The organism is Nonomuraea basaltis (genome assembly GCF_005893125.1).
GTDB classification, from domain to species: domain Bacteria; phylum Actinomycetota; class Actinomycetes; order Streptosporangiales; family Streptosporangiaceae; genus Nonomuraea; species Nonomuraea basaltis.
In genome coordinates, this window is sequence record NZ_VCJS01000031.1 from 50,586 (window position 1) to 75,963 (window position 25,378).

Consider the following 25,378-nt stretch of genomic DNA (forward strand, 5'->3'; position numbering starts at 1 on the left):
CGCATGAGCCAAGTGACGATTGTGGGATTGGGCCCGATGGGGTCGAAGATGGCCGAGACGCTCCTGGCGGCGGGCCATGAGGTGACGGTGTGGAACCGTACGGCGAGCAAGGCAGAGCCGCTGGTGTCCAGGGGCGCCCGGCGGGCGGTGACGGCGGCGGACGGCGATCTGCTGGTGGTCAGCCAGATCAGCTACCAGGCGATGTACGACAGTCTCGGCGACGCCCGGCTGGACGGGAAGGTCGTGGTCAACCTCAGCTCGGACACCCCGGAGCGGCTGCGCGAGGCGGCCAGGTGGGTGGCGGAGCGCGGTGGCACGCTGATCACGGCGGGCATCATGGTCCCGCCGCCCGGGATCGGGCAGCCGGGGGCGTACACGTTCTACAGCGGCCCGAAGGACGTCCTGGATCGGCACACCGAGACGCTGAAGGCCCTGAGCGAGATCACGTACGTGGGCACCGACCAGGGCCTGGCGATGATGTACTACCAGTCCCAGCTACTGATCTTCTGGTCCAGCCTGACCAGCCACATGCACGCCATGGCATTCATGCGCACGGCCGGGGTGTCGCCGGCGGAGTTCCTGCCGTTCGCGCGGTCGCTGTTCACTCAGCTGGGCGGCGCCGGCCCCATGGGGTACGCGAAGATCCTGGCCGAGGAGTTCGAGGCCGGGGTGCATCCGGGCGAGCTCAACTCCCTGCACATGCAGGCCGTCGGCATGGGCCACGTCGTGGAGGCGCTGACGGAGGCCGGTGTGGAGACCACGGTGCCGAGGGCGCTGAAGGCGCTCTTCGAGCGGGCCGACGCAGAAGGGCGCGGCCACGAAGGCCTCGGCACCGTGATCGAGTCGATCGGAAAGCCCTAGTGGTTGGCGAGGAAGGCGAGCAGGTCCTGCCGGGTGATCAGGCCGGTGGGCTTGCCCTCCTCCAGAACCACGGCGGCGTCGGCCTTCTCCAGCGCTTCCACCGCACGCGCCACAGGTTCACCACTGCCGATCGTGGGTAGTGGCGCGGACATGTGATCGGCGATCGGATCGTCGGAGGAGAGCCTGCCGTGGTACAGGGCTTCGAGGAGGTCGCGCTCGACGATGGAGCCGATCACCTCGGCCGCCATGACCGGCGGCTCCTCCTTCATCACCGGCAGCTGCGACACCGAGTATTCGCGCATGATCTGGATGGCCGTGCTGACGGACTCGTGCGGGTGCACGTGCACGAACTCCGGCAGCCCCGGCCCCTTGCGCGCCAGCACGTCGGAGACCAGCCCCTCGTCGGAGGAGGTGGTCAGGAAGCCGTAGTCGGCCATCCAGTCGTCGTTGAAGATCTTCGACAGGTAGCCGCGGCCGCCGTCCGGCAGCAGCACGACCACCACGTCGTCCTTCCCGGCCTTCGCCGCCACCTGCAGCGCCGCGACGACCGCCATCCCGCACGAGCCGCCGACCAGCAACCCCTCCTCGCGGGCGAGCCTGCGGGTCATGGTGAAGGAGTCCTTGTCGGACACGGCGATGATCTCGTCGCAGATCGTGGTGTCGTACGTGTCCGGCCAGATGTCCTCGCCGACCCCCTCCACCAGGTAGGGCCGCCCCGACCCGCCCGAGTAGACCGAGCCCTCCGGATCCGCGCCGATGATCTTCACTCGCCCGCCGGAGACGTCCTTGAGGTAACGGCCGGCGCCGCTGATCGTGCCTCCGGTGCCGATGCCCGCCACGAAGTGCGTGACCCGGCCCTCGGTGTCCGCCCACACCTCGGGCCCCGTCGACTGGTAGTGGGACTCCGGGTTGTTGACGTTGGAGTATTGGTCGGGCTTCCAGGCGTTGGGCACCTCGCGGGCCAGCCGGTCGGACACCGAGTAGTAGGAGTCGGGATGGTCGGGCGAGACGGCGGTCGGGCAGACCACGACCTCGGCCCCGTACGCGCGGAGCACCGAGATCTTGTCCTGGGCCACCTTGTCCGGCACCACGAACAGGCACCGGTAGCCTCTCTGCTGAGCCACGATGGCCAGGCCCACGCCGGTGTTGCCCGACGTCGGCTCGACGATGACGCCGCCCGGGCGCAGCTCGCCCGACTTCTCGGCGGTCTCGATCATGCGCACCGCGATGCGGTCCTTGACCGAGCCACCAGGGTTGAAGTACTCGACCTTGGCCAGCACCTGGGCGGGCACTCCCGCGGAGACTTTGCGCAACCGGACGAGCGGGGTGTTGCCCATCAGGTCGACCAGGGAATCGTAAACGCGCACCGAGGTGTTCACCTTCTTTGCCGAAGCTTTGATCAGCTTGCCTGTGGCCGAGATCCAGTGGGGGTGGCAGGCCCTCGGCTAGTTTTCAAGCAAACGCTACCGCTGAGTTCGACCAGGGAGGCACGTAGGTGGTCTGGGCTGCTGGGATGGCGCGCGCGGCACGCAAGATCGCTACTGCGGCGGCGCTCGGAGGGGGCGGGCTGACGGCTCTCGGAGCCACGGCGTACGGCCTGCTGATCGCGGAAGGGCTGCTCGCGCGCAAGGCCATCGGGCGCCCGCACGGCCTGGACGGCCCGGCGTCCGACGGCGCGTACGGCGACTTCCCCGGAGAGCCGCTCAACCTGGCCATGCTCGGCGACTCGACCTCCGTCGGCCTCGGCATGACCGACCCCGCCGACACCCCCGGCGTCCTCCTCGCGAACGGCCTGGCCCACGTCGCCGAGCGGCCGGTACACCTGCTCGTCGCCGGCAAGTCGGGCGCCCCGTCCGCCGAGCTGGGAGACCAGGTGGACGAGGCGCTGGCCATGGAGCCCGACGTGGCGGTGATCTTCGTGGGGGCCAACGACATCATCACGCAGACGCCGCCCGCGATCGCCGTGCGGCACCTGACCAAGGCCGTGCGGCGGCTGCGGGACGCGGGCGTCGAGGTGGTCGTGGGCACGTGCCCGGACCTCGGCACCGTGCGGCCGATCGCGCAGCCGCTGCGCTGGGTGACCCGGCGGTGGAGCCGGCAGCTCGCGGCGGCGCAGACGGTGGCGGTGGTCGACGCGGGCGGGCGAACGGTGGCGTTCGCCGACGTCCTGGGACCGGAATTCGCGACAAACCCGACAGAAATGTTCGGACCCGATTGTTTCCATCCATCTGCCCGAGGTTACGCGCAGGCCGCTTACGCGGTGCTACCTTCGGTGTGCGCTGCGTTGGAGCTGTGGCCTGAGCCGCACCCCGCACGCGGCGAGGCACTGCAACCGATCTACCTTGCGGCGGCTACGGCCGCGGAGGAGCCCGGCACCGAGGTCACCGCGACCCGGGTCGACGGGCGGGCGACGGGCCTGTACGGGAAGTGGGCGACGTTGTTCCGCCGGCGGCTCGGCGAGCAGCTCAACGACGCCTGATCCCATCAGGCCTCGTTCACGCCCGACCTCGGTCACCCTCCGAGCCCGAGCCGTCACTCCTTGTCCCATTGGAGTGTGTATTGCCCGTGCTCCGGCCCCTCTGGAAACCGTCCCTCGCCCTAGCCGGAACCATGGCCGTCACCGCGTGCTCCGGCAGCGACGCGGCCACCTCTAGCTTCCCGACCTGGCACAACACCCAAGTCAACGCGGTCAGCCGCATGGCGGTGGCCGGCGGGGTCGTCGCCACGACCTCCATGAAGCCCGACGGCACGCTCGAGACCGTCGCGATGGGCCTGCGCGACGGCAGACGGCTGTGGGCCTACCCCGCCACGATGGCGGGCCGCCTGCCCGGCATGGGCGTCTCCGCCCCCGCGAACGTCGAGACGGCCAAGGACCAAGGGGTGGTGGTCGCGCTCGACCCGGCCAAGAACGGCCGATGGAACGCCACCCTCGTCGCCCGCGACGCCCACTCCGGGGCGCGGAAGTGGGCCAGGCCGGTGCATTCGACGTTCGGGCCCCAACCCTGCGGGCCGTACGTCTGCGTGTCCGAGCACACGGCCCTGGCCAAGGCCCGCATGGTGGTGCTCGACCCGGCCACGGGCAGGCAACTGTGGAAACTGCCCGGGATCTCCGAGGTCGAGTGGTCCGACGCGGCCCGGGTGCTGCTGCTCAGGCTGGCCGCCGGCCCCGTCATCGAGTCATACGAGCTCAAGACCGGCAAGCTCCAGTGGCAGCAGCCGATCGAGCAGGCCCTCGGCCCCGGCGTCGACATGTCGGGCGGGTGGGCGTTCGGCGCGACGGGCGAAAATCTGGTCGGCTACGTCGCCCCGTACACGAACCCCCGGACCAAGAAGGCCTCCACCTTCGGGCTGTTCTCTGTCAAGATCGCGGACGGGACGATCAACTGGATCCGGCCCTCGGTCGTCCGCGTCTATCCCAGCGGCAGCCCCGGCTACGCCCCGGTCGTACGCCCCGTCGACCGCCAGGGCGCCTACGGCGGCTTCGCCCGGCTCGACTCCGAGTCAGGCCGGGTGCTCGGGCAGGTCACGGCGGCCGACGTGCCGGGCTCAGGCTGGTGGCTGGCCTTCCCCGGCCGGATGGACAAGCTCGGCTTCCTCAAGCACAACTCCAAGGGCACGGCCTTCGACATCGTCTCCGGCAAGTCCGTGCCCGTGGAGGGCGAGCGCGGCTGGTCCTTCTGCGTCACCGACCCCAAACCGCTGTCGCTGCGCGGGCAGCCGCCCGGCTTCTACTCGACGGCGGCCATCTGCGAGTACGACCTCGCCACCGGCAAACGCACCTCCCCCGCCACCGCGCCGCCGCCCTGGTTCACCGGCAGCCAGGACGGGTGGCGGCTGTGGCGCGACGAGAAGGGGGCACTGCACGCGGTCAACGACCAGACCGCGACCGCACCGGGCATGTACGGGTAACCGCCGGGGGCGGCGGGGGTTGCGCAGGGAACTGGAATATAGTTCTACTGTTAGCGCCGACAAAGGAGAGGCCATGCCCGAGGCAGTCATCGTCGCAACCGCGCGTTCCCCGATCGGACGAGCCTTCAAGGGGTCGCTCAAGGACATCAGGCCCGACGACCTGACCGTGCAGATGATCCGGGCGGCGCTGGCCAAGGTGCCCCAGCTCGACCCCCACACGATCGACGACCTCATGCTGGGTTGTGGCCTGCCGGGCGGCGAGCAGGGATTCAACATGGCGCGGGTGGTGGCCGTGCTGCTCGGCCTCGACGACGTGCCCGGCACCACGGTCACGCGCTACTGCTCCTCGTCGCTGCAGACCACCAGGATGGCCTTCCACGCCATCAAGGCGGGCGAGGGCGACGTGTTCGTGTCGGCCGGCGTGGAGACCGTCTCGCGCTTCACCAAGGGCAACTCCGACTCGCTGCCCGACACGCACAACCCGCTCTTCCTGGACGCGCTGTCGCGTACCAAGAAGTTCACCGAGGGCGGGCAGACCTGGCACGACCCGCGCGAGGACGGCGCCACCCCCGACATCTACATCGCGATGGGGCAGACCGCCGAGAACCTCGCCCAGCTCAAGGGCATCACCCGCGAGGAGCAGGACGAGTTCGGGGTGCGGTCGCAGAACCTGGCCGAGAAGGCGATGGCCGACGGGTTCTGGGCCAAGGACATCACGCCCGCGACCATGCCGGACGGGACCGTGGTCAGCAAGGACGACGGGCCGCGGGCGGGGACGACGTACGAGAAGGTCTCCACCCTGCAGCCGGTCTTCCGGCCCGACGGCACCGTCACGGCCGGCAACTGCTGCCCGCTCAACGACGGGGCGGCCGCCGTGGTCGTGATGAGCGACGTCAAGGCCGCCGAGCTCGGGATCACACCGCTGGCCCGGATCGTGTCCACCGGGGTGTCCGGGCTGTCGCCCGAGATCATGGGTCTCGGTCCGGTGGAGGCCAGCAGGCAGGCGCTGTCCCGGGCCGGGATGGCCATCGAGGACATCGACCTGGTCGAGATCAACGAGGCGTTCGCGGCACAGGTGATCCCGTCCTACCGGGAGCTGGGGATCGACCTGGACCGGCTCAACGTGAACGGAGGCGCCATCGCGGTGGGGCATCCGTTCGGGATGACGGGGGCGCGCATCACCTCAACGCTGATCAACAGCCTGCACCACCACGACAAGAGCATCGGCCTCGAAACGATGTGCGTGGGCGGCGGCCAGGGGATGGCGATGATCCTCGAACGCCTGACGTAAGGGCCCCATCTCCTACGCGCTGCCGTGGTCGATCCACGGAAGCCGGGCAACGTGGGCTCGCGTAGCGGCGGGCCACCGGCATCCGGTCAGCGGCCGTTTCCCTGGACGACCTCAGCCACGTGCGGTGGTTGGGTGACCACGGCAGCGCGTAAAGGCAGGGTGGAAAAAGGCCTGCCACGTGCGGTGGTTGGGTGACCACGGCAGCGCGTAAAGGGAGGGTGAAAGAACACGTGCGGTGGTTGGCCTACCCGTGGTGGTCTGGGCCTGCCTTAGTCGGGGTGATGCGGAGGAGGACGCGGCGTTCGCGGATCATGGCGGCGCGGTAGTCCGGCCAGTCCGGGTGTTCGCCGGAGATGTTGCGGTAGTACGTGACCAGCTGCTCCATCGCCTCGGGTAGCGAGATGATCTCGGCCGTGCCGTCCACCTGGATCCAGTCGCCGTAGAAGGCGCCCGTGAAGGCGCACAGCGAGACGTGCGGGTCGCGGCGGAGGTTGCGGACCTTGGCCGCCGTCTCCCTGGTGCTGACGACGATGTGGTCGTCCTCGATGCCGACCGTCACCGGCGACATCTGCGGGCGTCCATCGCGATGCCGGGTGAGCAGGACGGCGTTGTGGTTGGCGCGGAGAAAGTCGAGAGCCTTGTCGAGATCCATCCACTCATGATGACGCGCCCGCGCTTGGAGCGCGGGCGCGGCGGGCGGATGGGCTTAGACGAAGCCCATGCGGTTACGGCGGTGCCGCTCGTGTTCGTGCACGATGGCGGCGGCGTAGCCGTGGGTCAGCCCGTGCTCGTCGGCAAGCCAGTTGGCCCGCTCGTCACACCTCAGGAAAGCCGGGCCGTTGTCGATGGCTTGGAACCACTCTGGGAGTTCGCGTCCCGTTATCGTTGGGACCCTTGCGATCAGCTTCGTCTGCGTCTCCGGTGAGTGGTTCAAGGACATGGGCACCTCCGCGGATTAAGGTCCTTTGCTTGACACTGCAACACCATCGTGAGAATGGCAAGACCCCAGTCAGGCATCATTTCGTGACGGCACGTAGATTTTCGGTCGCGCAAAGAGAGGGCCCCGCCGGAACGGCGAGGCCCTCGTGGTGACGCAGGTGCTAACGATCAATCACTGCTAGTGAAATAGCTGATGAGGCGCAGCACCTCGAGGTAGATCCAGACCAGGCTCAGCGTCAGCCCGAACGCGCACTGCCAGGCGAACTTGTCCGGAGCGCCCTGCTTGACGCCCTGCTCGATCGAGTCGAAGTCGAGCAGCAGGAAGAAGCAGCCGAGCAGGATCATCAGGCCGCTGAAGGCGATGCTGAGCCCGCCGCCGGAGCGCAGGCCGAGACCGCCGTCGACGAACATCGACGCCAGCAGGTTGACGAGCATCAGCCCGACCGCCGCGATGCCCGCGGCGACGACGAACCTCACGAGCTTCGGCGTGACGCGGATGATGCGCAGCGAGTAGACCGCCAGCACCCCGCCGAAGGCCATCACGGTGCCGAGGATGGCCTGCAGCACGATGCCGCTGGTGCGCGCCTCCATGAGGCTGCTGAACGCGCCCAGGAACACGCCTTCGAACACGGCGTAGGCCAGAATGAGCGCGGGGTTGGTGCTCATCTTGAACGACGCGACCAGGCCGAGGACCAGGGCGATGATCGCCGAGACGACGGCGACACCCACCGGGACCTCGAGATACCAGGCGGCGGCCGCGGCCACGACGAGTGCGCCAAGGGTCATGAAGCCGCGGACGACGACATCGTCGATCGTCATCGGCCGGTAGGCGGGCGGGGCCGGGGGTGCGTACGACGGGGCGTCGTACATGTTCTGCAGCTGGCCGGAAGACGGGGTGGGGCCTGCCCAGCCCCCCGCCTGCTTACGCGACCTGCTGAATACGGGGTTCTTGCTCTCCATCGCTGCCTCCTGTGACGCCGAGCCTACTGGGGCCGGGCGGCACCTTGGTCAACTCGCGCTCAGATCGATGTTCGTGTGGGACTCTCGGCAGCGTTCACAACGAACGCCGACCCCGGAGAGTTCCCAAGGTCATCCCGGCTCCAGAAAAGACATTCCCAATGGTAGAAGCATGTGCCCCCGGCGGGATTCGAACCCGCACGTCAACCCTTTTAAGGGGTTTGCCTCTGCCATTGGGCTACGGGGGCGCCGCAATCATACGAAACGGACCATGCTTCCGAGGAGCACAACTTCGCATCAGGCGTCACAACTGTGAAGTCTGCGGTGAAGTGATAGGGCTCCAGGCACTCTGTCCAAGAAGAGTAGACCGTCCAGATGGTCCAGTTGGTGCTGAATGCAACGGGCTTCGAAGGCATCAGCTTCGATGGTGACTGGCGCGCCGGTGCCGGGCAAATGCCCATGTACGGTGATACGGGTGGCACGAAGTACGTCTGCCGTGAGCCCCGTGATTGAAGCGCACCCTTCGCGGCCCTCATCCCAGTGGGACGCTCTCGCGAGGCGTGGATTGGCCACCACGAGCTCTCCAGCCCACGAGCGGCTGCGAGGGTGGAGTCCGGTGTCAAAGGCGATCAGGCGCCAGCTCAGGCCGATCTGGGGAGCCGCCAGACCGGTCGTGGACGGCTCGCGGCGCAGGGTCGCCAGGAGGTCGGCGGCGGCGGCCACGACCTCGGGGTCCGTCGGGTCCACCGGCTCGGCCGCGGCGGACAGGATCGGATGCGGGGCGCCGAGCACTTCGCGCGGGGTTCCGGCCGGCATCTCGCGGCCGGATCCCCCTGGTCCGGGGGCGGACTCGGGCGGGGTTCTCCAGGGCCCCTTCACAACAGGTCCGGTTCGACGGGGCGGAAGGTTATCTCGGAGTCGAGGCTGGCGCCGACGGCCGCCAGCCTGCGCATGAGCGCCGCCACGTCCACCTCCTTCGGCAGCTCGACGTCGGCGATGAGCACGTAGAGCCGCCCGGTGAGCCGGGTGCTCATGCCGGTGATGTTCCCGCCGTCCGCGGCCAGCACGGCGCTGATGCCGGAGATGATCCCCGGCCGGTCGGGGCCGTGCACGGTCAGCACGTAGCCGAGCCCACCCCCGTCGTCGCAGAAGTGGCGCCGGGCCTCGATGGCCGAGGCGGTCACCACCAGGTCGGGGGCGCGCAGCCTTTTCAGCAGCTCGGCGGAGTCCAGCTCGCCGGAGACCAGCAGCATCATCGCCACGTGGCCGCCGAGCAGCGTCATGGTCGAGTCCTGGATGTTCGCACCGCAATCGGCGAGGGAACCGGTGACTGCGGCGATCACGCCGGGCCTGTCCACGCCGAGCACGGTCACCGCTGAGAGCCCCACCCGTGGTACCCCTTCCCTCGCTACCGGTTCCACTCGCTACCCGGTTCCACTCGCTACCCGGTTCCACTCGCTACCCGGTTCCGCTCGCTACGAGGGGCGCCGAAACGCCCCGGCGATGCTCACCGGGGCGCTGCCGTACCCGGGCTAGCGGCGCGTCGTCGCCACGGCGGCCCTGAAGTCCTCGCGGGGGTGCTCCATCTCACCCAGCGAGATCGTCTCTCGCTTGAAGAACAGGGCCAGGGTCCAATCGACGACGACACGGACCTTGCGGTTCAGCGTCGGCACCCGCGACAGATGGTAGGTGCGGTGCATGAACCACGCAGGAAATCCGCGAAGCTTGACGCCATAGACATTGGCGACGCCCTGATGGAGGCCCAGACCGGCAACCGATCCGACATACTTGTGGCGGTATTCGACCAGTTGCTGGCCACGCAGGTGACGAATGATGTTGTCGGCCAGCACCTTCGCCTGCCGGACCGCGTGCTGGGCGTTGGGCGCGCAATATTGGCCCGGGTTCGTCACGTCGGGCACTCCGGCGGCGTCGCCGGCTGAGAACGCGTCCCGCGTGCCTGCGACGGTGAGCATGGTGGTGGTCTTGATCCGGCCGCGCTCGTCGAGGGGCAGGTCGCTGTCGTTCACCACCGGGCTGGGCTTGACGCCCGCGGTCCACACGAGGGTCTCGGCGTCGAACTCGGAGCCGTCGGAGAGCATCACGTGCCCGCCCTCGCACGACTCGAGCCGGGTGTCGAGCTTGACGTCGATGCCGCGCTCGCGCAACTGCTCCAGCGTCCACAGGCCCATCTCGGGGCCGACCTCGGGCAGCACCCGGTTGGTCGCCTCGACGAGCACCCAGCGGATGTCCGCGGGCGTGATGTTGCGGTAGTAGCGCACGGAGTCCTTGGCCATGTCTTCGAGCTCGGCCAGCGCCTCCACGCCGGCGAAGCCCGCGCCGACCACGACGAACGTGAGCGCCCTGCGCCGCAGCTCAAGGTCGTCGGTCGACTCGGCCACGTCGAGCAGGTGCAGCACGCGGTTGCGCAGCGCGATGGCCTCGCCCACGGTCTTGAACCCGATGCCGATGTCGGTCAGGCCGGGGATGGGCAGCGTACGGGAGATCGATCCGGCGGCCATCACGATCACGTCGTAGGCCACCTGGCGCGGCGCGCCCTCGGCCGGCTGGAAGGTGACGGTGCGCTCGGAGTGGTTGACCTTGATGACCGCACCGTTGAGTATCTGCGCTTTCGGCAGGATCCGCCGCAGCGGGGCCACCAGGTGACGGGGCGAGAGGTTACCCGCCGCCGCCTCAGGCAAGAACGGCTGGTAGGTCATGTAGGACTGGGGGTCGATGATCGTGATGCGCACCTCGCCGGCGCGCAGCTCGCGGTGGAGCTTGCGCTGCAGCCGGAGCGCTGTGTACAGGCCGACGTATCCGCCGCCGACAATCAATATGTGCTTGTTCATCCTGAGGCCCCATCCCTCGTGGAATGCTTGTGAAAGCATTCACAAGCTTACGTCAAGCGCTCTCGACGAATCCAATCCAGGGGTGGTGCAACGCGTCACACAGCCAGTGACCTGGCCCTGGTGAAGACGTCGTCCAGCATTTGGGCGGTGACGCGACCGGTGAACGTGTTCTGCTGGCTGGGGTGGTAGCAGCCGATGAGCGTCACGGAGGCGCCGGCGTACCGGGCCTCGGCCTCGGCACCGTGCCCGAACGGCGGCCGGCTGCGCGGCAGCTCGTAGCCCGCGTCCTTCAGCGCCGGCCACATGGCCTGCCAGGCGTACCCGCCGAGCGCCACGACCACCCGCACGCCCGGCGCGACGAGCGCCAGCTCGCGGGCCATCCACGGGAAGCAGGTGGTCTTCTCCGACGGCGAGGGCTTGTTCGCGGGCGGCGCGCAGCGCACCGAGGCCACCACGCGCGTGGCGAAGAGCTCCTGACCGTCGCCGGCGTGCGTGCTGGTCTCCTTCGAGGCCAGGCCGCTGCGGTACAGCGAGGCGAACAGCCAGTCGCCGCTGCGGTCGCCGGTGAAGATCCGCCCGGTCCTGTTGCCCCCGTGCGCGGCCGGCGCGAGGCCCACCAGCACGATCCGCGGCTGCTCGGCGCCCCAGCCGGGGACGGGACGGCCCCAGTACGTCTCGTCCGCGAACGCGCGCCGCTTCACCTCGGCGACCTGCTCACGCCACTCCACCAGGCGGGGACAGGCACGGCAGACGGACTGCCTGGCCGTGAGCTCCGCGAGGGTGCTGCTGGTGGCGGCGAGGCGGCGCACGTCCGCGGGGTCGAGCGCGACCGGGGTGTCCGCGGTCGCGGGATCGCCGGGCCAGCCGGTGCCAGGAGGTACGAAGCTCATGACACCGATCGTGCCCGAACTACTTGGTCGGGGTCGGGGTCGGGGTCGGCATGGAGCAGGTGGGCCTCGGCTCCGGGGTGGTTTGCGGATCCTCCGGCAACCCGTCCTTGACCAGCGGCAGCGGGTAGCGGTTGAGTATCGGCTCGCCGCACGACCTGTCGACGGTGTAGCCGTGGTCCTCCGGGTTGGTGGTGAGCGGGGTGCCGTCCTGGTCGTAGAGGTAGACGTCGGTGAGCGGGGTGCCGTCCTTGGCGTACGGCTTGATGTTGTAGATGCCGGACGATCCCGACCCCACCAGCAGCACGTCGGCGGCCGGCTCGGCCATCGCGACCGGCTGCTGGGCGTAGGACGCCTGAGACGGGGCCCCCGTCAGCCCACTGAGCAGCGCCAACGCGGCGGCCAGGTTGAGCGCGGTCGCGATGACCGCGGCCGACCGTCCCCCGCGCCGCCTGCCGAACCAGACCGAGACCCAGACGCTCGCCGCGACCACGGCCCAGTCGGCGGGGTTCTCGGGGACGATCCTGCCGTAATCGCTCAGCGAGAGCACCAGCATGGCCAGCAGATAGCCGCGCAGCACCCACCAGCCCGGCCGAAGCTCGGGCAGAAAGGCCACGAAGCTCCGGTAGGGCCCCTGCCGCAGCATCGTGGCGTGCGCCTTGGACACCCACTCCTGCGGCCGCACACGGTGCCTCTGGCGGCTCTCGGAGCGGCCTCCGTAGGCGGCCATGAGCTCCTCGGCGTAGACGATGGGCGGGCCCAGCCGGTCCTCGATCGGCACGTCCGACTCCGCCGCGATCTCCGCGAGGTGGTCGTCGAGGTCCTCGAGCAGCTCTTCCCGGTCGGGGTGGTCGCCCACGGCATCGCGTACGGCCTGCGCGTAGTGTTCGGGGGTCATTCTCGTCCCTCCTTGAGCAGCGATGCCATGGTGGCCGCGAAAGAGGCCCAGGTCTTGGCCGAGGTGGCGTACATGCCCCTGCCGACCTCGTTGAGCCCGTAGTACTTGCGGTGCGGCCCCTCGTCGGAGGCCACCACATATGAGGTCAGGGCGCCTGCCTTGAACAGCCGGCGCAGCGTGCCGTACACGGAGGCGTCGCCCACCTCTTCCAGGCCGGCCTCCCTGAGCCTGCGCACGACGTCGTAGCCGTAGCCGTCGCGCTCGTTGAGCACGGCCAGCACGGCCAGGTCGAGCACGCCTTTCAGCAGCTGGCTGCTATCCACGCAAAGCACACTACTGTGCAAAGCGTAATAGTGGCAACAAGAAACCGGGTGGCGCCCGAAGGTGCCACCCGGTTGTTACTCGGTCAAACCGTCGTTCACACCGGCTTGGTAGGCGTGGGGGACGGGGTCGCGGTCGGAGTCGGCTCCGCAGTCTTGCAAGGAGCGTAGGACTGCGTGATCGACTCACTGTTGTGCGGCCCGGAGACCGTCAGCGTGACGTTGCCACCCTTGGTGGCGTCACCGGTCAGCAGGCTGTCGGGGAGCCCGACGGTCTTCGCGCCGGCGCCGGCGAAGTAGGCCTCGCCCTTGAGCACGGACGCGCCGTTCACCGACCAGGTCCACTGGACCTTCGCCGAGCCCGTCGTGCTGACGGTGGCGTGGGCGCTGACCTTGCAGCCGTCGTGGTTGGTGCCGGTCACCAGGCTGGAGGCCGAGACCTTCACGGCGGGAGCGGGGGCCGGGTCCTTGCACCAGACCTTGTAGTAGGCCCGGTTGGAGGAGACGTGGTCGGGACGGAAGACCTCCAGTCGCGCCCAGCCGCGCTGGCTTTCACGCGGAGAGAAACCGAAGCCGACCTTGCGGGTGTCGTAGACCTTGACCTTGCCGTAGTCGACGACGTCACCGTTGAGGACCCAGCGGTAACGGACCCAGCTCGGCCGGTCGACCTTGATCAGACCGTTGAAGTCGATCTTGTCGCCCGGGGTGCACTCACCGACGTACGAGCTGGGGCTGGCCCAGGCGTGGGCCGACACCGACGGGGCCGACGGCTCGTCGATCTCGATCTTCGACTCGGGCGCCTCACAGGAGACGGAGAAGTAGCCCTTCTTGGACGTGGCCTTCTTCGGGCCGAGGACCTGGATGGCCTCCCAGCCCTTGACCTCGTCCTTGAAGGTGATGGACTGCTTGGCCGTCACCGTCTTGGTGCCCTTGCCCGTGAGCTTGACCACCTTGACCTTGCTCTTGGACCCGTCCCCGTGCAGCCAGCGGTAGGCCAACTCGGTCTTGCCCTTGACGGAAACCTTGATCTTGGCCGAGAAGTTGACCTTGACCGGGCAGGATCCTTCATACTTGCGCGGCGAGGCCTTGGGCGTGGACACCGAGACCTTGGGTCCCGAAGTGGCCTCGGACGCCGTGGCCGCGGTCGCCGCCTGGGCGGGGCTGGCCATCAGTCCCGCCGTCAGGGCGGCCAGCACCGCCGCAGACGCGCCGAGTGCCGCCGCTTTACGCGCTGCTAACCCAGAGAACTTCATGTGAGAGTGCTCCATTCCGTGAGGGAAAAGACGCGCTCGGGAACGGTCGCCACGCCGGTACCTCCCGTACACAGCGATATGGCAAAGCCCCCGTAATGCCCCTTTACCTAAGCACAATAATGATTGCACACTCAACACAGCCTGTAGATCGGAAATGTCCGGATTTGGACAGGCCTATCGGGTGAGGGACCAGGCAATACCGTCGAGGATGTCGTGTTCACTGACAACGACCTGCGAAAACGCGAAACGGCGGACGATCCGGTCAAGGATAAGCGCACCTGCGCCTATCACGTCAACTCTTCCGGGATGCATCACCGGAACGGCGGCGCGCTCACCATGGGTCATCGTGACCAACCGCCGAGTCACGTCGTGAACCTGCTGCGCCGAAATGCGAGAGTGATGGATCCGCGCCGGATCGTAGGCGGACAGGCCGAGCGCCATGCCCGCGACCGTCGTCACCGACCCCGCCAGGCCCACGAGCGTGTGCGCCCGCTCGACGGGCACCTCCTCCTCGACCCGGTCGAGCGCCGCCTCGATGTCGGCCACGACGGCCTCCAGCGCCGCCACGGACGGCGGGTCGCCGGCGTCGCGCAGGTGCCGCTCGGTCAGGCGTACGCAGCCGATGTCCACCGACAGCGCCGCCTCGGCGTGCTCGGAGCCGACCACGAACTCCGTGGACCCGCCCCCGATGTCCACCACCAGGTAAGGCGGCAGCGGCCCCTGCGGCACCTCGGTCTCCGGCGACAGCCGGAGCAGCCCCTTGGTCGCGCCCGTGAAGGACAGCTCGGCCTCGTCGGCCCCCGTGACGACCTCGGGCTCCACCCCGAAGATCTCGCGGACGCCGTCCACGAACCGCTGCCGGTTGGCCGCGTCTCTGGTCGCGCTCGTGGCCACCACACGCGTCGCGACGGCGCCGTGCCGGTCGATCAGCTCGCGGTAGGCCCGCATGGCCTTGAACGTGCGCTCCAGCGCGTCGGGTGCGAGCCTGCCGGTCCGGTCGACGCCCTGGCCGAGGCGTACGATCTCCATCCGCCGCTCGACGTCGTGGATCAGATCATCGCGGACGTCCGCGATGAGCAGGCGTACAGAGTTGGTGCCGCAGTCGATGGCGGCTACACGCATGGTCCGTCACTCCACCAGTCGGGGAGGGCGTCGAGCGCCTCCCTGCCGATCGGGTTGGCACCGGGGGCCGCCAGCTCGTGCGCGACGAGCGCGTGCAGGCACTTGACCCGCTTCGGCATGCCGCCCGTGCTCTGCATGTCGCGCGGGAGCGGCGCCAGGCCCGCCTCCTGCGCCACCCGGTCGCGCCTGGCGACGTAGTCGTCGTGCGCGGCCTGGTAGGCGGCGGCCAGCTCGGGCTCCGTGGCCAGCCTGGCCTGCATCTCCCGCATCAGGCCCGACCCCTCCAGCGTGCCGATGGCCGAGGCCGCCCTGGGGCACGTCAGGTAGTAGAGGGTCGGGAAGGGCGAGCCGTCGGGCAGCCGCGGTGCGGTCTCCACCACGTCGGGGTTGCCGCACGGGCAGCGGTGCGCCACCCCGCGCAGCCCTCTGGGCGGCCGCCCGAGCTGCCGCTGCACGACCTCCACGTCCTTACTTTCCAACGCTTTCCTTCCCAGCGACCGCCCGGCGCCCGGTGCCCTTGTCGGTGGCCTCCACGGACTCCCAGAGCGTCTGGTACCACGGCGGCACCGCCGCGGGCTGTTTCACGGCCGTCTGTTCCTTGCCCTGTTCGGGCTCCATCACCACGAAGCACTTCTCGCCCGGACCGCAGTAGTGCAGCCGCTCCTTGGCCGTCTTCTTGATCCAGTTGGGATCGTTGCTCTGCCGGTCGCGGGCCAGCAGCGCCTGCTTCTCCGCCTCGACCCTGGCCTTCTCCGCCCGCAACTCAGAGATGCTGCGGCGCAGGCTGATGTACTCGCGCACAGGGTAGGCCAGGCTCATCGCGATCGCGCACACCACGACGGCCAGGATGGCGGCCCGCCCGGTCAGCTGCGGCCTCTTCGCCAATTGCTGCACACCCCCTCGAGATACGGCTCACTGTGCTCATAGCCTCACTCCGTGAGGCGGCTCGGTCGCCATATGCCGCCGCCTTCCCTCGTCGCTCTGGTCGCTTACGCTCCCGTCGCTCCTCGGTCAGGCGGCGGCACTCCCTCGCGGGGGAGCCGCGAGCCGTACTCGAAACTAGCGCTGGAAACGCGGGAAAGCCGCGCGACCCGCGTAGCGGGCGGCGTCGTCGAGGAGTTCCTCGATGCGCAGCAACTGGTTGTACTTCGCCACCCGGTCCGAGCGGGCCGGAGCGCCGGTCTTGATCTGACCGCAGTTGACCGCCACCGCCAGGTCGGCGATCGTCGTGTCCTCGGTCTCGCCGGAGCGGTGGCTCATCATGCAGCGGTAGCCGCTGCGGTGGGCCAGGTCCACGGCGTCGAGCGTCTCCGACAGCGTGCCGATCTGGTTGACCTTGACCAGCAGGGCGTTGGCCGAGCCCTCCTTGATGCCGCGCTCGAGCCGCTCGGGGTTGGTGACGAACAGGTCGTCGCCGACGATCTGCACCCTGTCGCCGAGCGCCTGGGTGATGGCCTTCCAGCCCGCCCAGTCCTCCTCGTTCAGCGGGTCCTCGATGGAGACCAGCGGGTAGTTCGCGACCAGGTCCTCGTAGAAGGCGATGAGCTCCTGCGCCGACAGGCCCTTGCCGTCGATCGTGTAGACGCCGTCCTTGTGGAACTCGGAGGCGGCCACGTCGAGCGCGAGCGCGACGTCCTGGCCGGGCGTGTAGCCGGCCCGCTCGATCGCCACCAGGATCAGGTCGAGCGCGTCGCGGTTGGACGGCAGGTTGGGCGCGAAGCCGCCCTCGTCTCCCAGGCCGGTGGCGTAGCCCTTCTCCTTGAGCACGCTCTTGAGGGCGTGGTAGACCTCGGTGCCCATGCGCACGGCCTCGCGGAACGTCTCCGCCCCGATCGGCGCGATCATGAACTCCTGGATGTCGACGTTGGTGTCGGCGTGGGCGCCGCCGTTGAGGATGTTCATCATCGGGACCGGCAGCACGTGGGCGTTGGGGCCGCCGAGGTAGCGGAAGAGCGGCAGGTCGGCGCTGTCGGCGGCGGCCTTGGCGACGGCCAGCGAGACGCCGAGGATGGCGTTGGCGCCGAGCTTGGACTTGTTGGGGGTGCGGTCCAGGTCGATCATGATCTGGTCGATGATGCGCTGGTCCTCGGCCTCGATCCCGTTGATCTCGTCGAAGATCTCATCGGTCACGGCGAGGACGGCCTTCTCGACGCCCTTGCCGCCGTAACGCGTGCCGCCGTCACGCAGCTCGACCGCCTCGAACTGGCCGGTGGACGCCCCGCTCGGGACGGCCGCGCGGCCGGTGCTGCCGTCGTCGAGCACCACCTCGACCTCAACCGTGGGGTTGCCCCGGGAGTCGAGGATCTCGCGAGCGTAAACGACCTCGATGGTAGCCACGGGATGCGCTCCTAAATCGAAAGGCAAATATGCCTTCAGAGCCTATCGGTCCTGCTCTCCCAAGCACGTACGCGGTCGCCGCTGGTCGCGCATCTTCGCCCGGGGTGGTAACCCGCCCCGGACTAGTGCTTCTCCCAGGCGCGTACTCGTGCGCTGTACGCGCGCGCGGCGGCCCGCAGCTCCGCCTCGGCGTCGAGACCGGCGTCGGCGGCGCGGCGGACCAGGTCGAACAGCTCCCGCGCCACCCCCTGGCCGACCCCGGCCGACAGCGACTCGGGCGCCCCGGCCCGCTCGGCCCGGCGCACCAGCTGCGCGGCCAGCGACAGCGCCGGCTGCCCCATGGGGACGCCCTCGAGCACCGACTCGCTGCCCTTCGACGCCCGCTCGGCCGCCTTGATGGCCTCCCAGTTGTCGTTGACCTCGTCGGCGCTCTCAGCCCGCACCGAGCCGAACACGTGGGGGTGGCGGCGTATCAGCTTCTCCACGATCCCGGCGGCCACGTCGTCCATGTCGAAGCCCTCGGCCACCCGGGCGTGGAAGACCACCTGCAGCAGCAGGTCGCCCAGCTCCTCGCGGAGCGCGGGGTAGTCGCCCTGCTCGATGGTCTCCAGCACCTCGTAGGCCTCTTCGAGCAGGTACGGCACCAGCGTCTCGTGCGTCTGCTTGCGATCCCACGGGCATTCCGTACGCAGCCGGTCCATCACCGCGACCAGGTCGAGCACCCGCGCGCCCGGCAGGTCGTACGAGCCCGGCACGACCTCGATCAGCGGCGGGTCCTCGAGCGCGACCGCGGCGTGCCCCACAGCGCGCATGAAGTCCTCGTCATCCTCCGCGAGCCACACGACGGTCTCGGCGACCGCCCGCGCGGCCAGCCCCCGCGGGTCCGGCTCGACGACCTGGACCTCGACCCCGGCCTCGGCCAGGTAGGGCAGCTGCGGGTGCGCCGCGGACCCGGTCAGCACGGGACCGGAGCGCAGCGCCTGCCAGGCCTGGTGGCTCAGCAGCCCCGGGGCGACCCGGGGCGACGTGGTGACGACGACGAGCGGCACGGCCTAGCCCTGCTGCTGCTGCGCCGGCGGGCCGGCGGGCTTGCCGAATCTGCCGGTGTCCAGGAAGATCGCCGGGTTCTCCTGCGAGCGCTGCGGGTTGAGGGCGCCGTAGCGCGGGTTGAGGATCGGCTTGATCGAGCCGAACTCCTGGACCAGCTTCTGCTGCCCGCTCTCGCCGCCGAACTTCTGCTGCAGCTTCGACAGGCCGACCATGGCACGCCCGTAGTCGCGCGCGTCGGCCGGCGCCACACCGTTGGCCAGAAGGTTGATCTCGGCCGACTGGAACTGGCCGGGATCCTTGAGCATGGCGTCGATCTCGGTCTCGCTCGCCTGCACGTTGTGGCGTGCCATGAGCTGATTGGAGACGGCCACGTTCACCAGGCGCTGCAGCACGACGTGGGTGACCGGCACGCCGCCCAGGGCCTCCTCCGTCAGCTGCGCCTTCTTCAATGCCGCCTTGTACGCCTCCGAGTCCGCATTCACCTTGCTCGTCGTGATGCGCTCGTTCCCCACCACGGCCGCGGCGCCGGCCTGCATGGGGGAAGAGCAGGCGGTCAGCGCGATGCCTACCGCGGCGGCGGCCACAGCCACTCGTATTGACTTCACGTGCGTCCCTTTCCGACCGAAAACCGCCGCTAGCTTACCCGTGCGGGCTCGAGGAACATCGCCTCGACCAGGTCACCGCACCATTTGAGCAGGTCGAGATCGCGTAGTGGCTGCCCGCCCAGCGGCTTCGTCTTGGGCACGGGCACCAGCAGCATCTCCGCGGCCTGCTTGTATATCGCCTTCTTGTAGAGCCGGTCGAGGCGCACCTGCTGCGACTCCTTGAGCCTGGCCGGGCCGAATTTGATGTTCTGCCCCTGCAGCGTGACGTCCGTGAGCCCGGCCCGGCGGACCCTGATCCGGAACTTGGCGACCGCCAGGAGGTTCTCCACCTCCACCGGCGGCTTGCCGTAGCGGTCGGTGAGCTCGGCGCGCACCTCGTCGATGTCGCTCTCCTCGGCGATGGCCGCCATCCGCTTGTACGCCTCCAGCCGCAGCCGCTCGGAGGTCACGTAGTCGTGCGGGATGTGGGCGTTGATCGGCAGCTCGACCTTGACGTCGTGCAGCTCCTCGCGCACCTGGCGGCCGTCGAGCTTGGCCTTCTGCTCCTGCACGGCCTCGGCCATCAGCCGGACGTACAGGTCGAACCCGACGCCGGCGATGAAGCCGGACTGCTCGGCGCCGAGCACGTTGCCCGCGCCGCGGATCTCGAGGTCCTTCATGGCGACGTACATGCCCGCGCCCATCTCGGTGTGCTGCGAGATCGTGGCGAGCCGCTCGTGCGCGGTCTCCGTCAGCGGCTTCTCAGGCGGGTAGAGGAAGTACGCGTAGCCGCGCTCCCTGCCTCGCCCGACCCGGCCTCTGATCTGGTGGAGCTGCGACAGGCCGTAGTTGTCGGCCCGGTCCACGATCAGCGTGTTGGCGTTGGGCACGTCGAGGCCGGACTCGACGATCGTGGTGGAGACGAGCAGGTCGTACTCCCGCTCCCAGAATCCCACCATGATCTTCTCGAGCTGGTGCTCGTTCATCTGCCCGTGCGCCACCGCCACGCGCGCCTCGGGGACCATCTCGCGCAGCCGCGCGGCGACCCGGTTGATCGAGGCGACCCGGTTGTGCACGAAGAAGGTCTGGCCGTCGCGCATCAGCTCGCGCCGGATGGCGGCGGCGATCTGCTTCTCGTCGTAGGGGCCCACGAACGTGAGGATCGGGTGCCGCTCCTCCGGCGGGGTGAGGATCGTGGACATCTCGCGGATGCCGGTCAGGCCCATCTCCAGCGTGCGCGGGATCGGCGTGGCGGACATGGCTAGCACGTCCACCTGCGTGCGCAGATGCTTCATGGCCTCCTTGTGCTCGACGCCGAACCGCTGCTCCTCGTCGATGATGATCAGCCCCAGGTCCTTGAACCTGACCTCGGGGCTGAGCAGCCGGTGCGTGCCGATCACGATGTCGACCGCGCCCGCCCTGAGCTCCTCCAGCGTGCCCTTGACCTCACCGTCGGTCTGGAACCTGGAGACCGGCTTGACCGTGACGGGGAAGCTGGAGAAGCGCTCGGCGAACGTCGACATGTGCTGCTGCACCAGCAGCGTCGTCGGCACCAGCACCGCGACCTGCTTGCCGTCCTGGACCGCCTTGAACGCCGCCCGCACCGCGATCTCCGTCTTGCCGTAGCCGACGTCGCCGCAGATCAGCCGGTCCATCGGGACGCCGCGCTCCATGTCGCGCTTGACCTCGTCGATGGCGGCGAGCTGGTCGCCGGTCTCCGCGTACGGGAAGGCGTCCTCCATCTCCCGCTGCCACGGCGTGTCCGCGCCGAACGGGTGCCCCGGCGAGGCCATGCGGGCGGAGTAGAGCCTGATCAGCTCGCCGGCGATCTCCTTGACCGCCTTCTTCGCCCGGGACTTGGCCTTGGCCCAGTCGGCGCCGCCCATGCGGTTGAGCGTGGGCGACTCGCCGCCGACGTAGCGGGTGACCTCGTCGAGCTGGTCGGTGGGCACGTAGAGGCGGTCGCCCTTGGCGTATTCGATGACGAGGTATTCGCGGGTGGCGCCCTGGACCGTGCGCTGGACCATCTCGATGTAGCGGCCCACGCCGTGCTGCTCGTGCACCACGTGGTCGCCGACCTTGAGCTGGAGCGGGTCGACCATGTTGCGGCGGCGCGACGGCAGGCGCCGCATGTCCTTGGTGGACGCCTTCTGCCCGACGAGGTCCAGGTGGGTGAGCACGGCCAGGCCGGGGGTGATGAAGCCGTGCTCGATCAGGCCGGTCGTGACGTGGACGACCTTGGGCTCGGGCACCTTGTCCACGAACTGCTCGAGCCGGGCGGGCACGTCCACGCCCTTGAGCAGCTCCACCATCCGCTCGGCCGGACCGTGCCCCTCGCTGAGCAGCACGACCGCCTTGTCGTCGGCCAGCCAGCCCTTGATGTCGGCCAGCGCCTTGGCCGTGTCGCCCCGGTACGCCTCGGAGTCCTGCGCGTCCAGCTCCACTCCGGTGCCGAACGGCGCCATCGTCCACCACGGCTGCCCCAGCGCGTCGGCGTGGTCGCGGATCTCCTCCAGCGTGCGGAACGCGGCCGCGCCCAGGTCGATCGGCGCCTCGCCGCCGGCCGCCGCGTTGATCCAGGAGGCCTCGAGGAACTCCTGCGAGGTGCGTACGAGCTCGTGGGCCCGCCCCCTGATCCGCTCGGGATCGCACACGAACACGGCCGACCTGATCGGCAGGTGATCGAGCAGCAGGTCCATCTCCCCGGCCAGCACGGGCGCGAACGCCTCCATGCCCTCCACGGCCATGCCCTCGGCGAGCTGGTCGAGCACCTCGGCCAGCGCCGGATGCTCCTCGGCCAGCTCCCGCGCCTTGGCCCTGACCTCGTCGGTCAGCAGCAGCTCACGGCACGGCGGCGCGAACAGCCCGTCCCCGGCCGCCTCCAGCGAGCGCTGGTCGGCCACCTTGAACCAGCGGATCTCCTCGACGGTGTCGCCCCAGAACTCCAGCCGCAGCGGGTGCTCCTCGGTCGGCGGGAACACGTCGAGCAGCCCGCCGCGCACGGCCACCTCGCCGCGCCGCTCCACCATGTCGACCCGGTGGTAGCCGTTGGCGACGAGGTTGCCGACCACCTCCTCGAGGTCGGCGTCGTCGCCGGCGCGCAGCCTGATCGGCTCCAGGTCGCCCAGGCCCTTCACGATCGGCTGCAGCAGCGCCCTGATCGGGGCGACGATCACGCCGAGCGGCCCGGCCGAGGTGTCGCCCTTGACCGGGTGCGCCAGCCTCCTGAGCACGGCCAGCCGCTGCCCCACGGTGTCGCTGCGCGGCGAGAGCCGCTCGTGCGGCAGCGTCTCCCAGGCCGGGAACACCGCCACTGAGCTGGGCTCGATCAGGCTGGTCAAGGCTGCGGCGAGGTCCTCGGCCTCGCGTCCTGTCGCGGTGACCGCGAGCACGGTCCGCTGGTCGTGCCCGGCCAGCGCGGCCACGCCGAACGGCCGCATCGCGGACGGCGCGATCAGCGCGACGTCGCCGCCCTCTTCGAGAGCGGCGGCCAGCTTCGGGTCGGCGCGAACAAGGTCAAGTAGTCCGGAAAGACTCATCAGATACGTCCACAGCCCCACGACGGCAACACGATTACCCCCGGCCGTGTCAGGTCTCGGGGGTTCCGTTCCCAGCCTACTCGCCGCCCAAGCTCATCCGACGCGGTAACCAGGCACCGAGGGCCAGCGGACGGTGAGCACGGTGGAGGCCTCCTCCGCCCGCCACGAATGGTCGACGCCCTTGCCCCACACCACGTAGTCGCCCGGCTCGGACAGCAGCACGCTGCGGCCCGGCAGCTCGACCCGGAACCGGCCGCTGATCAGCACGAGCAGGGCGGTGCGCTCCTCGCCTTCGACCCACTGCGCCCGCTCGTCCCCCGGCGGGTGCACGCCCCACTTGATCTCGACCTCGTCGCTGTGCCGTGGATCGCCGGGGGGTTTGAAGTGACCGAGGAGCCAGCCCCGGTCGCCGGCCGCGTCCACACCGGCGTTCCCCACGTAGATCTGATCGCTCACAGGCCAGGACGCTAGCAGGGAAATGCATTACTAACCCCGATCGATTGATTACTGTGGGTGACATGTCTGAGGTACGATCGGTCGCCCAAAGAGGCGATCTCTTCGGTCAGCGGGTCCGCGAGCACTGGACGGGCCAATACGGCAGACGGCTCGACGTGCTGGTCGCCGGCTGTGCGCACGACGAGCCACTGGCGCTGGACTGGATCGAGACCAGGGCCACCGGCGTCGACGAGGACCACTCCGCGATCAGGGTCGTGCTGGAGGAGCGGGCCGACCTGGTCACGTGGTCGCTGGGCGACCTGCGCAGCGTGCCGCTGCAGCCCAGGGCCTACGACGTGATCCAGCTGTCGTTCCTGCTGGAGCGCGTCCGGCACGCCGAGCTGATCTTCGACCGTCTCCTGCGGTCCCTGCGCCCTGGCGGGCTGGTGCTGCTCCGGATGCGCGATCGCAGGTCGGCCTACGGCCTGCTCGACCGGATCACGCCGGCGTGGCCGCGCCGCCTGTTGTGGCGCCCGCTCGTCACCCCGGGCACGCCGGGGCCTCTGCCGAAGGTCTACGAGCCGCTGGCGTCCAGCGACGGCATGCACGCGTTCTGCCTCAGCCGCGGCCTCATGATCACCGACGACGAGCGGAACACCAGCGGCCCCGCGCGGGCGAGCGGGATCGCCCGCTCCATGATCGCGGCCGTCGACAGGCTGACCAGCGGCCGCTATCCCGCCTCCCATGATGAGATCACGATGGTGATCAGGAAACCGCAGCATCACTTCGCCAGGCTCATCTAGCGACACACCGGCATCAGCCGCTAGACTCCTTTCCTACCAATTCAATCGGAATAGTTGGGATGTAGGAAACGTGGAGTGGACCCCCGAGCCGCACGAGCTGGCCGATCTGGAGCTGCTGCTCTCCGGGGCGTTCGAGCCGCTGACGGGGTTCCTCGGCCACGACGATCTCCACGCGGTGCAGGAGCGCGGCACGCTCGCCGACGGCACCCCATGGCCCGCGCCCGTCACGCTCCACCTGCCCGTCGAGGTCTCCCCCGGCGACGAGGTCGCCCTGCTCGACCCGGAGGGCCTGCCGCTCGCCGCGCTCACGGTGACCGCGCAGGAGGCCGGCGGGCTGACCTCGGGGCCCGTCAAGGGGCTCGGCACGCCGGAGCACGGGCCGTTCGCGCGCCTGCGGCGTACCCCCGCGCAGGTGAAGGAGGAGCTCGGCGGGCGGGCCGCGCTCGCCGTCACCATGCGAGGCCCCCTCGACGATCTCTCCGAGATCGTCGCCACCGCGAAGGAACTCGACGCGGTGATCATGCTGCTGCCCCTGTCGTACGGCGAGCCCGGCCCCGGGATCGTCCGCGCCGCGCTGCGCGCCAAGGAGCGGTTGCCCGAGGGCACCCTCGTGGTCTCCGTGCCCCTCGCGCCGCGCGAGGAGCCCGAGATCGACCTGGAGCTGCGCGAGCACGTCGCCACCGCCTACGGCGCCACCGAGCACCTGGCCGGGCCCGAGCCGGTGAGCATCCCCGGGCCGCCGCACCGGCGCGGGCTCGTGGTGTTCTTCACCGGCCTGTCGGGCTCCGGCAAGTCCACGATCGCCCGCGGCCTGCGTGACGCGCTGCTGGAGCTCGGCAGCCGCACGGTGACCTACCTCGACGGCGACGTGGTCCGCCACCTGCTGTCCAAGGGACTGACGTTCTCCAAGGCCGACCGCGACCTGAACATCCGCCGCATCGGCTTCGTGGCCGCCGAGGCCGCGCGCCACGGCGGGCTGGCCATCTGCGCGCCCATCGCCCCCTACGCGGCCACCCGCGCGGAGGTGCGCGAGATGGTCGAGTCGGTCGGCGCCGACTTCCTGCTCGTGCACGTCGCGACGCCGCTGGAGGAGTGCGAGCGGCGCGACCGCAAGGGCCTGTACGCCAAGGCCCGCGCCGGCCTCATCCCCGAGTTCACCGGCATCTCCGACCCTTACGAGGAGCCGGACGACGCCGACCTGATGATCGACACCACGCACATCTCGATCGAGGCGGCCGTCTCCCAGGTCCTGGGGACGCTGCGGTCTGGAGGCTGGGTCCGTTGAGGAGCGAACCCGACGCACTGAGCGGAGTGGAGGGCCGGGGAACGAGGCTCTCCACGAAG

Annotated in this window: 25 protein-coding genes and 1 tRNA gene; 6 read left to right on the top strand and 20 right to left on the bottom strand. The window is 69.5% G+C overall.

The genetic code is table 11. The annotated features are described in order from the left end of the window. Positions 1-3 precede the first annotated feature (3 nt). Complete coding sequence (locus EJK15_RS17155; protein WP_138711431.1) at positions 4-861, top strand: NAD(P)-dependent oxidoreductase; 858 nt, start codon at positions 4-6, stop codon at positions 859-861. Here EJK15_RS17155 and EJK15_RS17160 read toward each other — a convergent pair. Then, positions 858-2,228, bottom strand: a complete 1,371-nt coding sequence (locus EJK15_RS17160; RefSeq protein ID WP_138711432.1) for a cystathionine beta-synthase — start codon at positions 2,226-2,228, stop codon at positions 858-860. The genes EJK15_RS17155 and EJK15_RS17160 overlap by 4 nt on opposite strands. Before the next feature lie 128 nt (positions 2,229-2,356). Between EJK15_RS17160 and EJK15_RS17165 the strand changes: the two genes are divergently transcribed. The 3 genes from EJK15_RS17165 to EJK15_RS17175 all read left to right on the top strand — a co-directional run bounded on the left by EJK15_RS17165 (position 2,357) and on the right by EJK15_RS17175 (position 6,061). Then, a complete protein-coding gene (locus tag EJK15_RS17165; RefSeq protein ID WP_240777027.1) occupies positions 2,357-3,340 on the top strand; it encodes an SGNH/GDSL hydrolase family protein in 984 nt (327 codons plus the stop codon). Positions 3,341-3,471: 131 nt separating this feature from the next. Continuing rightward, positions 3,472-4,770, top strand: coding sequence for an outer membrane protein assembly factor BamB family protein (locus tag EJK15_RS17170; protein ID WP_171074355.1), 1,299 nt, complete (start codon positions 3,472-3,474; stop codon positions 4,768-4,770). Between the two features lie 73 nt (positions 4,771-4,843). Beyond that, positions 4,844-6,061 carry an acetyl-CoA C-acetyltransferase gene (locus EJK15_RS17175; RefSeq protein ID WP_138711434.1) on the top strand — a complete coding sequence of 406 codons (1,218 nt, stop codon included), beginning with the start codon at positions 4,844-4,846 and terminating at the stop codon, positions 6,059-6,061. A gap of 244 nt (positions 6,062-6,305) precedes the next feature. On the opposite strand, the gene EJK15_RS17180 is transcribed toward EJK15_RS17175, so the two are convergent. From EJK15_RS17180 to EJK15_RS17270, 19 genes are all read right to left on the bottom strand, one after another. Beyond that, positions 6,306-6,713, bottom strand: a complete 408-nt coding sequence (locus EJK15_RS17180) for a PPOX class F420-dependent oxidoreductase (RefSeq protein WP_138711435.1) — start codon at positions 6,711-6,713, stop codon at positions 6,306-6,308. A 54-nt stretch (positions 6,714-6,767) separates the two neighbouring features. Continuing rightward, positions 6,768-7,001, bottom strand: a complete 234-nt coding sequence (locus EJK15_RS17185) for a DUF4287 domain-containing protein (RefSeq protein WP_138711436.1) — start codon at positions 6,999-7,001, stop codon at positions 6,768-6,770. A 167-nt stretch (positions 7,002-7,168) separates the two neighbouring features. Beyond that, positions 7,169-7,960, bottom strand: coding sequence for a Bax inhibitor-1/YccA family protein (locus tag EJK15_RS17190; RefSeq protein WP_138711437.1), 792 nt, complete (start codon positions 7,958-7,960; stop codon positions 7,169-7,171). 172 nt (positions 7,961-8,132) lie between these two features. Continuing rightward, a tRNA-Leu gene (locus EJK15_RS17195) sits at positions 8,133-8,205 on the bottom strand. A 49-nt stretch (positions 8,206-8,254) separates the two neighbouring features. Beyond that, positions 8,255-8,773 (bottom strand): peptide deformylase, encoded by a 519-nt coding sequence (locus tag EJK15_RS77585; protein ID WP_138711438.1) that lies wholly within the window; start codon positions 8,771-8,773, stop codon positions 8,255-8,257. Positions 8,774-8,832: 59 nt separating this feature from the next. Next, positions 8,833-9,345, bottom strand: coding sequence for a glycine cleavage system transcriptional repressor (locus EJK15_RS17205; RefSeq protein WP_138711439.1), 513 nt, complete (start codon positions 9,343-9,345; stop codon positions 8,833-8,835). Between the two features lie 144 nt (positions 9,346-9,489). Next, positions 9,490-10,806 carry an NAD(P)/FAD-dependent oxidoreductase gene (locus EJK15_RS17210; protein WP_138711440.1) on the bottom strand — a complete coding sequence of 439 codons (1,317 nt, stop codon included), beginning with the start codon at positions 10,804-10,806 and terminating at the stop codon, positions 9,490-9,492. Between the two features lie 95 nt (positions 10,807-10,901). Next, positions 10,902-11,696, bottom strand: coding sequence for a uracil-DNA glycosylase (locus EJK15_RS17215; RefSeq protein WP_138711441.1), 795 nt, complete (start codon positions 11,694-11,696; stop codon positions 10,902-10,904). A gap of 19 nt (positions 11,697-11,715) precedes the next feature. Then, positions 11,716-12,591, bottom strand: a complete 876-nt coding sequence (locus tag EJK15_RS17220) for a hypothetical protein (protein WP_138711442.1) — start codon at positions 12,589-12,591, stop codon at positions 11,716-11,718. After that, positions 12,588-12,914, bottom strand: coding sequence for a PadR family transcriptional regulator (locus EJK15_RS17225; protein WP_138711443.1), 327 nt, complete (start codon positions 12,912-12,914; stop codon positions 12,588-12,590). Before EJK15_RS17225 ends, EJK15_RS17220 begins: the two co-directional genes overlap by 4 nt. 95 nt (positions 12,915-13,009) lie before the next feature. After that, positions 13,010-14,164, bottom strand: a complete 1,155-nt coding sequence (locus EJK15_RS17230; protein WP_138711444.1) for a hypothetical protein — start codon at positions 14,162-14,164, stop codon at positions 13,010-13,012. A gap of 174 nt (positions 14,165-14,338) precedes the next feature. Then, positions 14,339-15,286 carry a Ppx/GppA phosphatase family protein gene (locus EJK15_RS17235; protein ID WP_138711445.1) on the bottom strand — a complete coding sequence of 316 codons (948 nt, stop codon included), beginning with the start codon at positions 15,284-15,286 and terminating at the stop codon, positions 14,339-14,341. After that, positions 15,277-15,765, bottom strand: coding sequence for a DUF501 domain-containing protein (locus EJK15_RS17240; protein WP_171074356.1), 489 nt, complete (start codon positions 15,763-15,765; stop codon positions 15,277-15,279). The genes EJK15_RS17235 and EJK15_RS17240 overlap by 10 nt, the downstream gene beginning before the upstream one ends. Beyond that, the gene (locus EJK15_RS17245) at positions 15,755-16,171 is read right to left on the bottom strand and encodes an FtsB family cell division protein (protein WP_138711447.1); all 417 of its coding nucleotides are present in this window, start codon (positions 16,169-16,171) and stop codon (positions 15,755-15,757) included. Before EJK15_RS17245 ends, EJK15_RS17240 begins: the two co-directional genes overlap by 11 nt. A gap of 174 nt (positions 16,172-16,345) precedes the next feature. Next, positions 16,346-17,623 (bottom strand): phosphopyruvate hydratase, encoded by a 1,278-nt coding sequence (gene eno / locus EJK15_RS17250; protein WP_138711448.1) that lies wholly within the window; start codon positions 17,621-17,623, stop codon positions 16,346-16,348. A 122-nt stretch (positions 17,624-17,745) separates the two neighbouring features. After that, the gene (locus EJK15_RS17255) at positions 17,746-18,672 is read right to left on the bottom strand and encodes a nucleoside triphosphate pyrophosphohydrolase (protein ID WP_138711449.1); all 927 of its coding nucleotides are present in this window, start codon (positions 18,670-18,672) and stop codon (positions 17,746-17,748) included. Between the two features lie 3 nt (positions 18,673-18,675). Then, positions 18,676-19,278, bottom strand: a complete 603-nt coding sequence (locus tag EJK15_RS17260) for a SurA N-terminal domain-containing protein (RefSeq protein WP_138711450.1) — start codon at positions 19,276-19,278, stop codon at positions 18,676-18,678. Positions 19,279-19,307: 29 nt separating this feature from the next. Continuing rightward, positions 19,308-22,796, bottom strand: a complete 3,489-nt coding sequence (mfd, locus tag EJK15_RS17265) for a transcription-repair coupling factor (RefSeq protein WP_138711451.1) — start codon at positions 22,794-22,796, stop codon at positions 19,308-19,310. A 93-nt stretch (positions 22,797-22,889) separates the two neighbouring features. After that, positions 22,890-23,252 carry a cupin domain-containing protein gene (locus EJK15_RS17270; RefSeq protein ID WP_138711452.1) on the bottom strand — a complete coding sequence of 121 codons (363 nt, stop codon included), beginning with the start codon at positions 23,250-23,252 and terminating at the stop codon, positions 22,890-22,892. A 62-nt stretch (positions 23,253-23,314) separates the two neighbouring features. Between EJK15_RS17270 and EJK15_RS17275 the strand changes: the two genes are divergently transcribed. Beyond that, positions 23,315-24,034, top strand: coding sequence for a class I SAM-dependent methyltransferase (locus EJK15_RS17275; RefSeq protein WP_138711453.1), 720 nt, complete (start codon positions 23,315-23,317; stop codon positions 24,032-24,034). 70 nt (positions 24,035-24,104) lie between these two features. Further along, positions 24,105-25,319 carry an adenylyl-sulfate kinase gene (gene cysC, locus EJK15_RS17280; protein ID WP_138711454.1) on the top strand — a complete coding sequence of 405 codons (1,215 nt, stop codon included), beginning with the start codon at positions 24,105-24,107 and terminating at the stop codon, positions 25,317-25,319. Positions 25,320-25,378: the final 59 nt, after the last annotated feature.

Coding starts and splice junctions, on each gene's coding strand:
- EJK15_RS17155 (WP_138711431.1), top strand. CDS start 4: ATGAGCCAAGTGACGATTGTGGGATTGGGCCCGATGGGGTCGAAGATG.
- EJK15_RS17170 (WP_171074355.1), top strand. CDS start 3,472: ATGGCCGTCACCGCGTGCTCCGGCAGCGACGCGGCCACCTCTAGCTTC.
- EJK15_RS17175 (WP_138711434.1), top strand. CDS start 4,844: ATGCCCGAGGCAGTCATCGTCGCAACCGCGCGTTCCCCGATCGGACGA.
- EJK15_RS17180 (WP_138711435.1), bottom strand. CDS start 6,713: ATGGATCTCGACAAGGCTCTCGACTTTCTCCGCGCCAACCACAACGCC.
- EJK15_RS17185 (WP_138711436.1), bottom strand. CDS start 7,001: ATGTCCTTGAACCACTCACCGGAGACGCAGACGAAGCTGATCGCAAGG.
- EJK15_RS17190 (WP_138711437.1), bottom strand. CDS start 7,960: ATGGAGAGCAAGAACCCCGTATTCAGCAGGTCGCGTAAGCAGGCGGGG.
- EJK15_RS77585 (WP_138711438.1), bottom strand. CDS start 8,773: ATGCCGGCCGGAACCCCGCGCGAAGTGCTCGGCGCCCCGCATCCGATC.
- EJK15_RS17210 (WP_138711440.1), bottom strand. CDS start 10,806: ATGAACAAGCACATATTGATTGTCGGCGGCGGATACGTCGGCCTGTAC.
- EJK15_RS17215 (WP_138711441.1), bottom strand. CDS start 11,696: ATGAGCTTCGTACCTCCTGGCACCGGCTGGCCCGGCGATCCCGCGACC.
- EJK15_RS17220 (WP_138711442.1), bottom strand. CDS start 12,591: ATGACCCCCGAACACTACGCGCAGGCCGTACGCGATGCCGTGGGCGAC.
- EJK15_RS17230 (WP_138711444.1), bottom strand. CDS start 14,164: ATGAAGTTCTCTGGGTTAGCAGCGCGTAAAGCGGCGGCACTCGGCGCG.
- EJK15_RS17235 (WP_138711445.1), bottom strand. CDS start 15,286: ATGCGTGTAGCCGCCATCGACTGCGGCACCAACTCTGTACGCCTGCTC.
- mfd (WP_138711451.1), bottom strand. CDS start 22,796: ATGAGTCTTTCCGGACTACTTGACCTTGTTCGCGCCGACCCGAAGCTG.
- EJK15_RS17275 (WP_138711453.1), top strand. CDS start 23,315: ATGTCTGAGGTACGATCGGTCGCCCAAAGAGGCGATCTCTTCGGTCAG.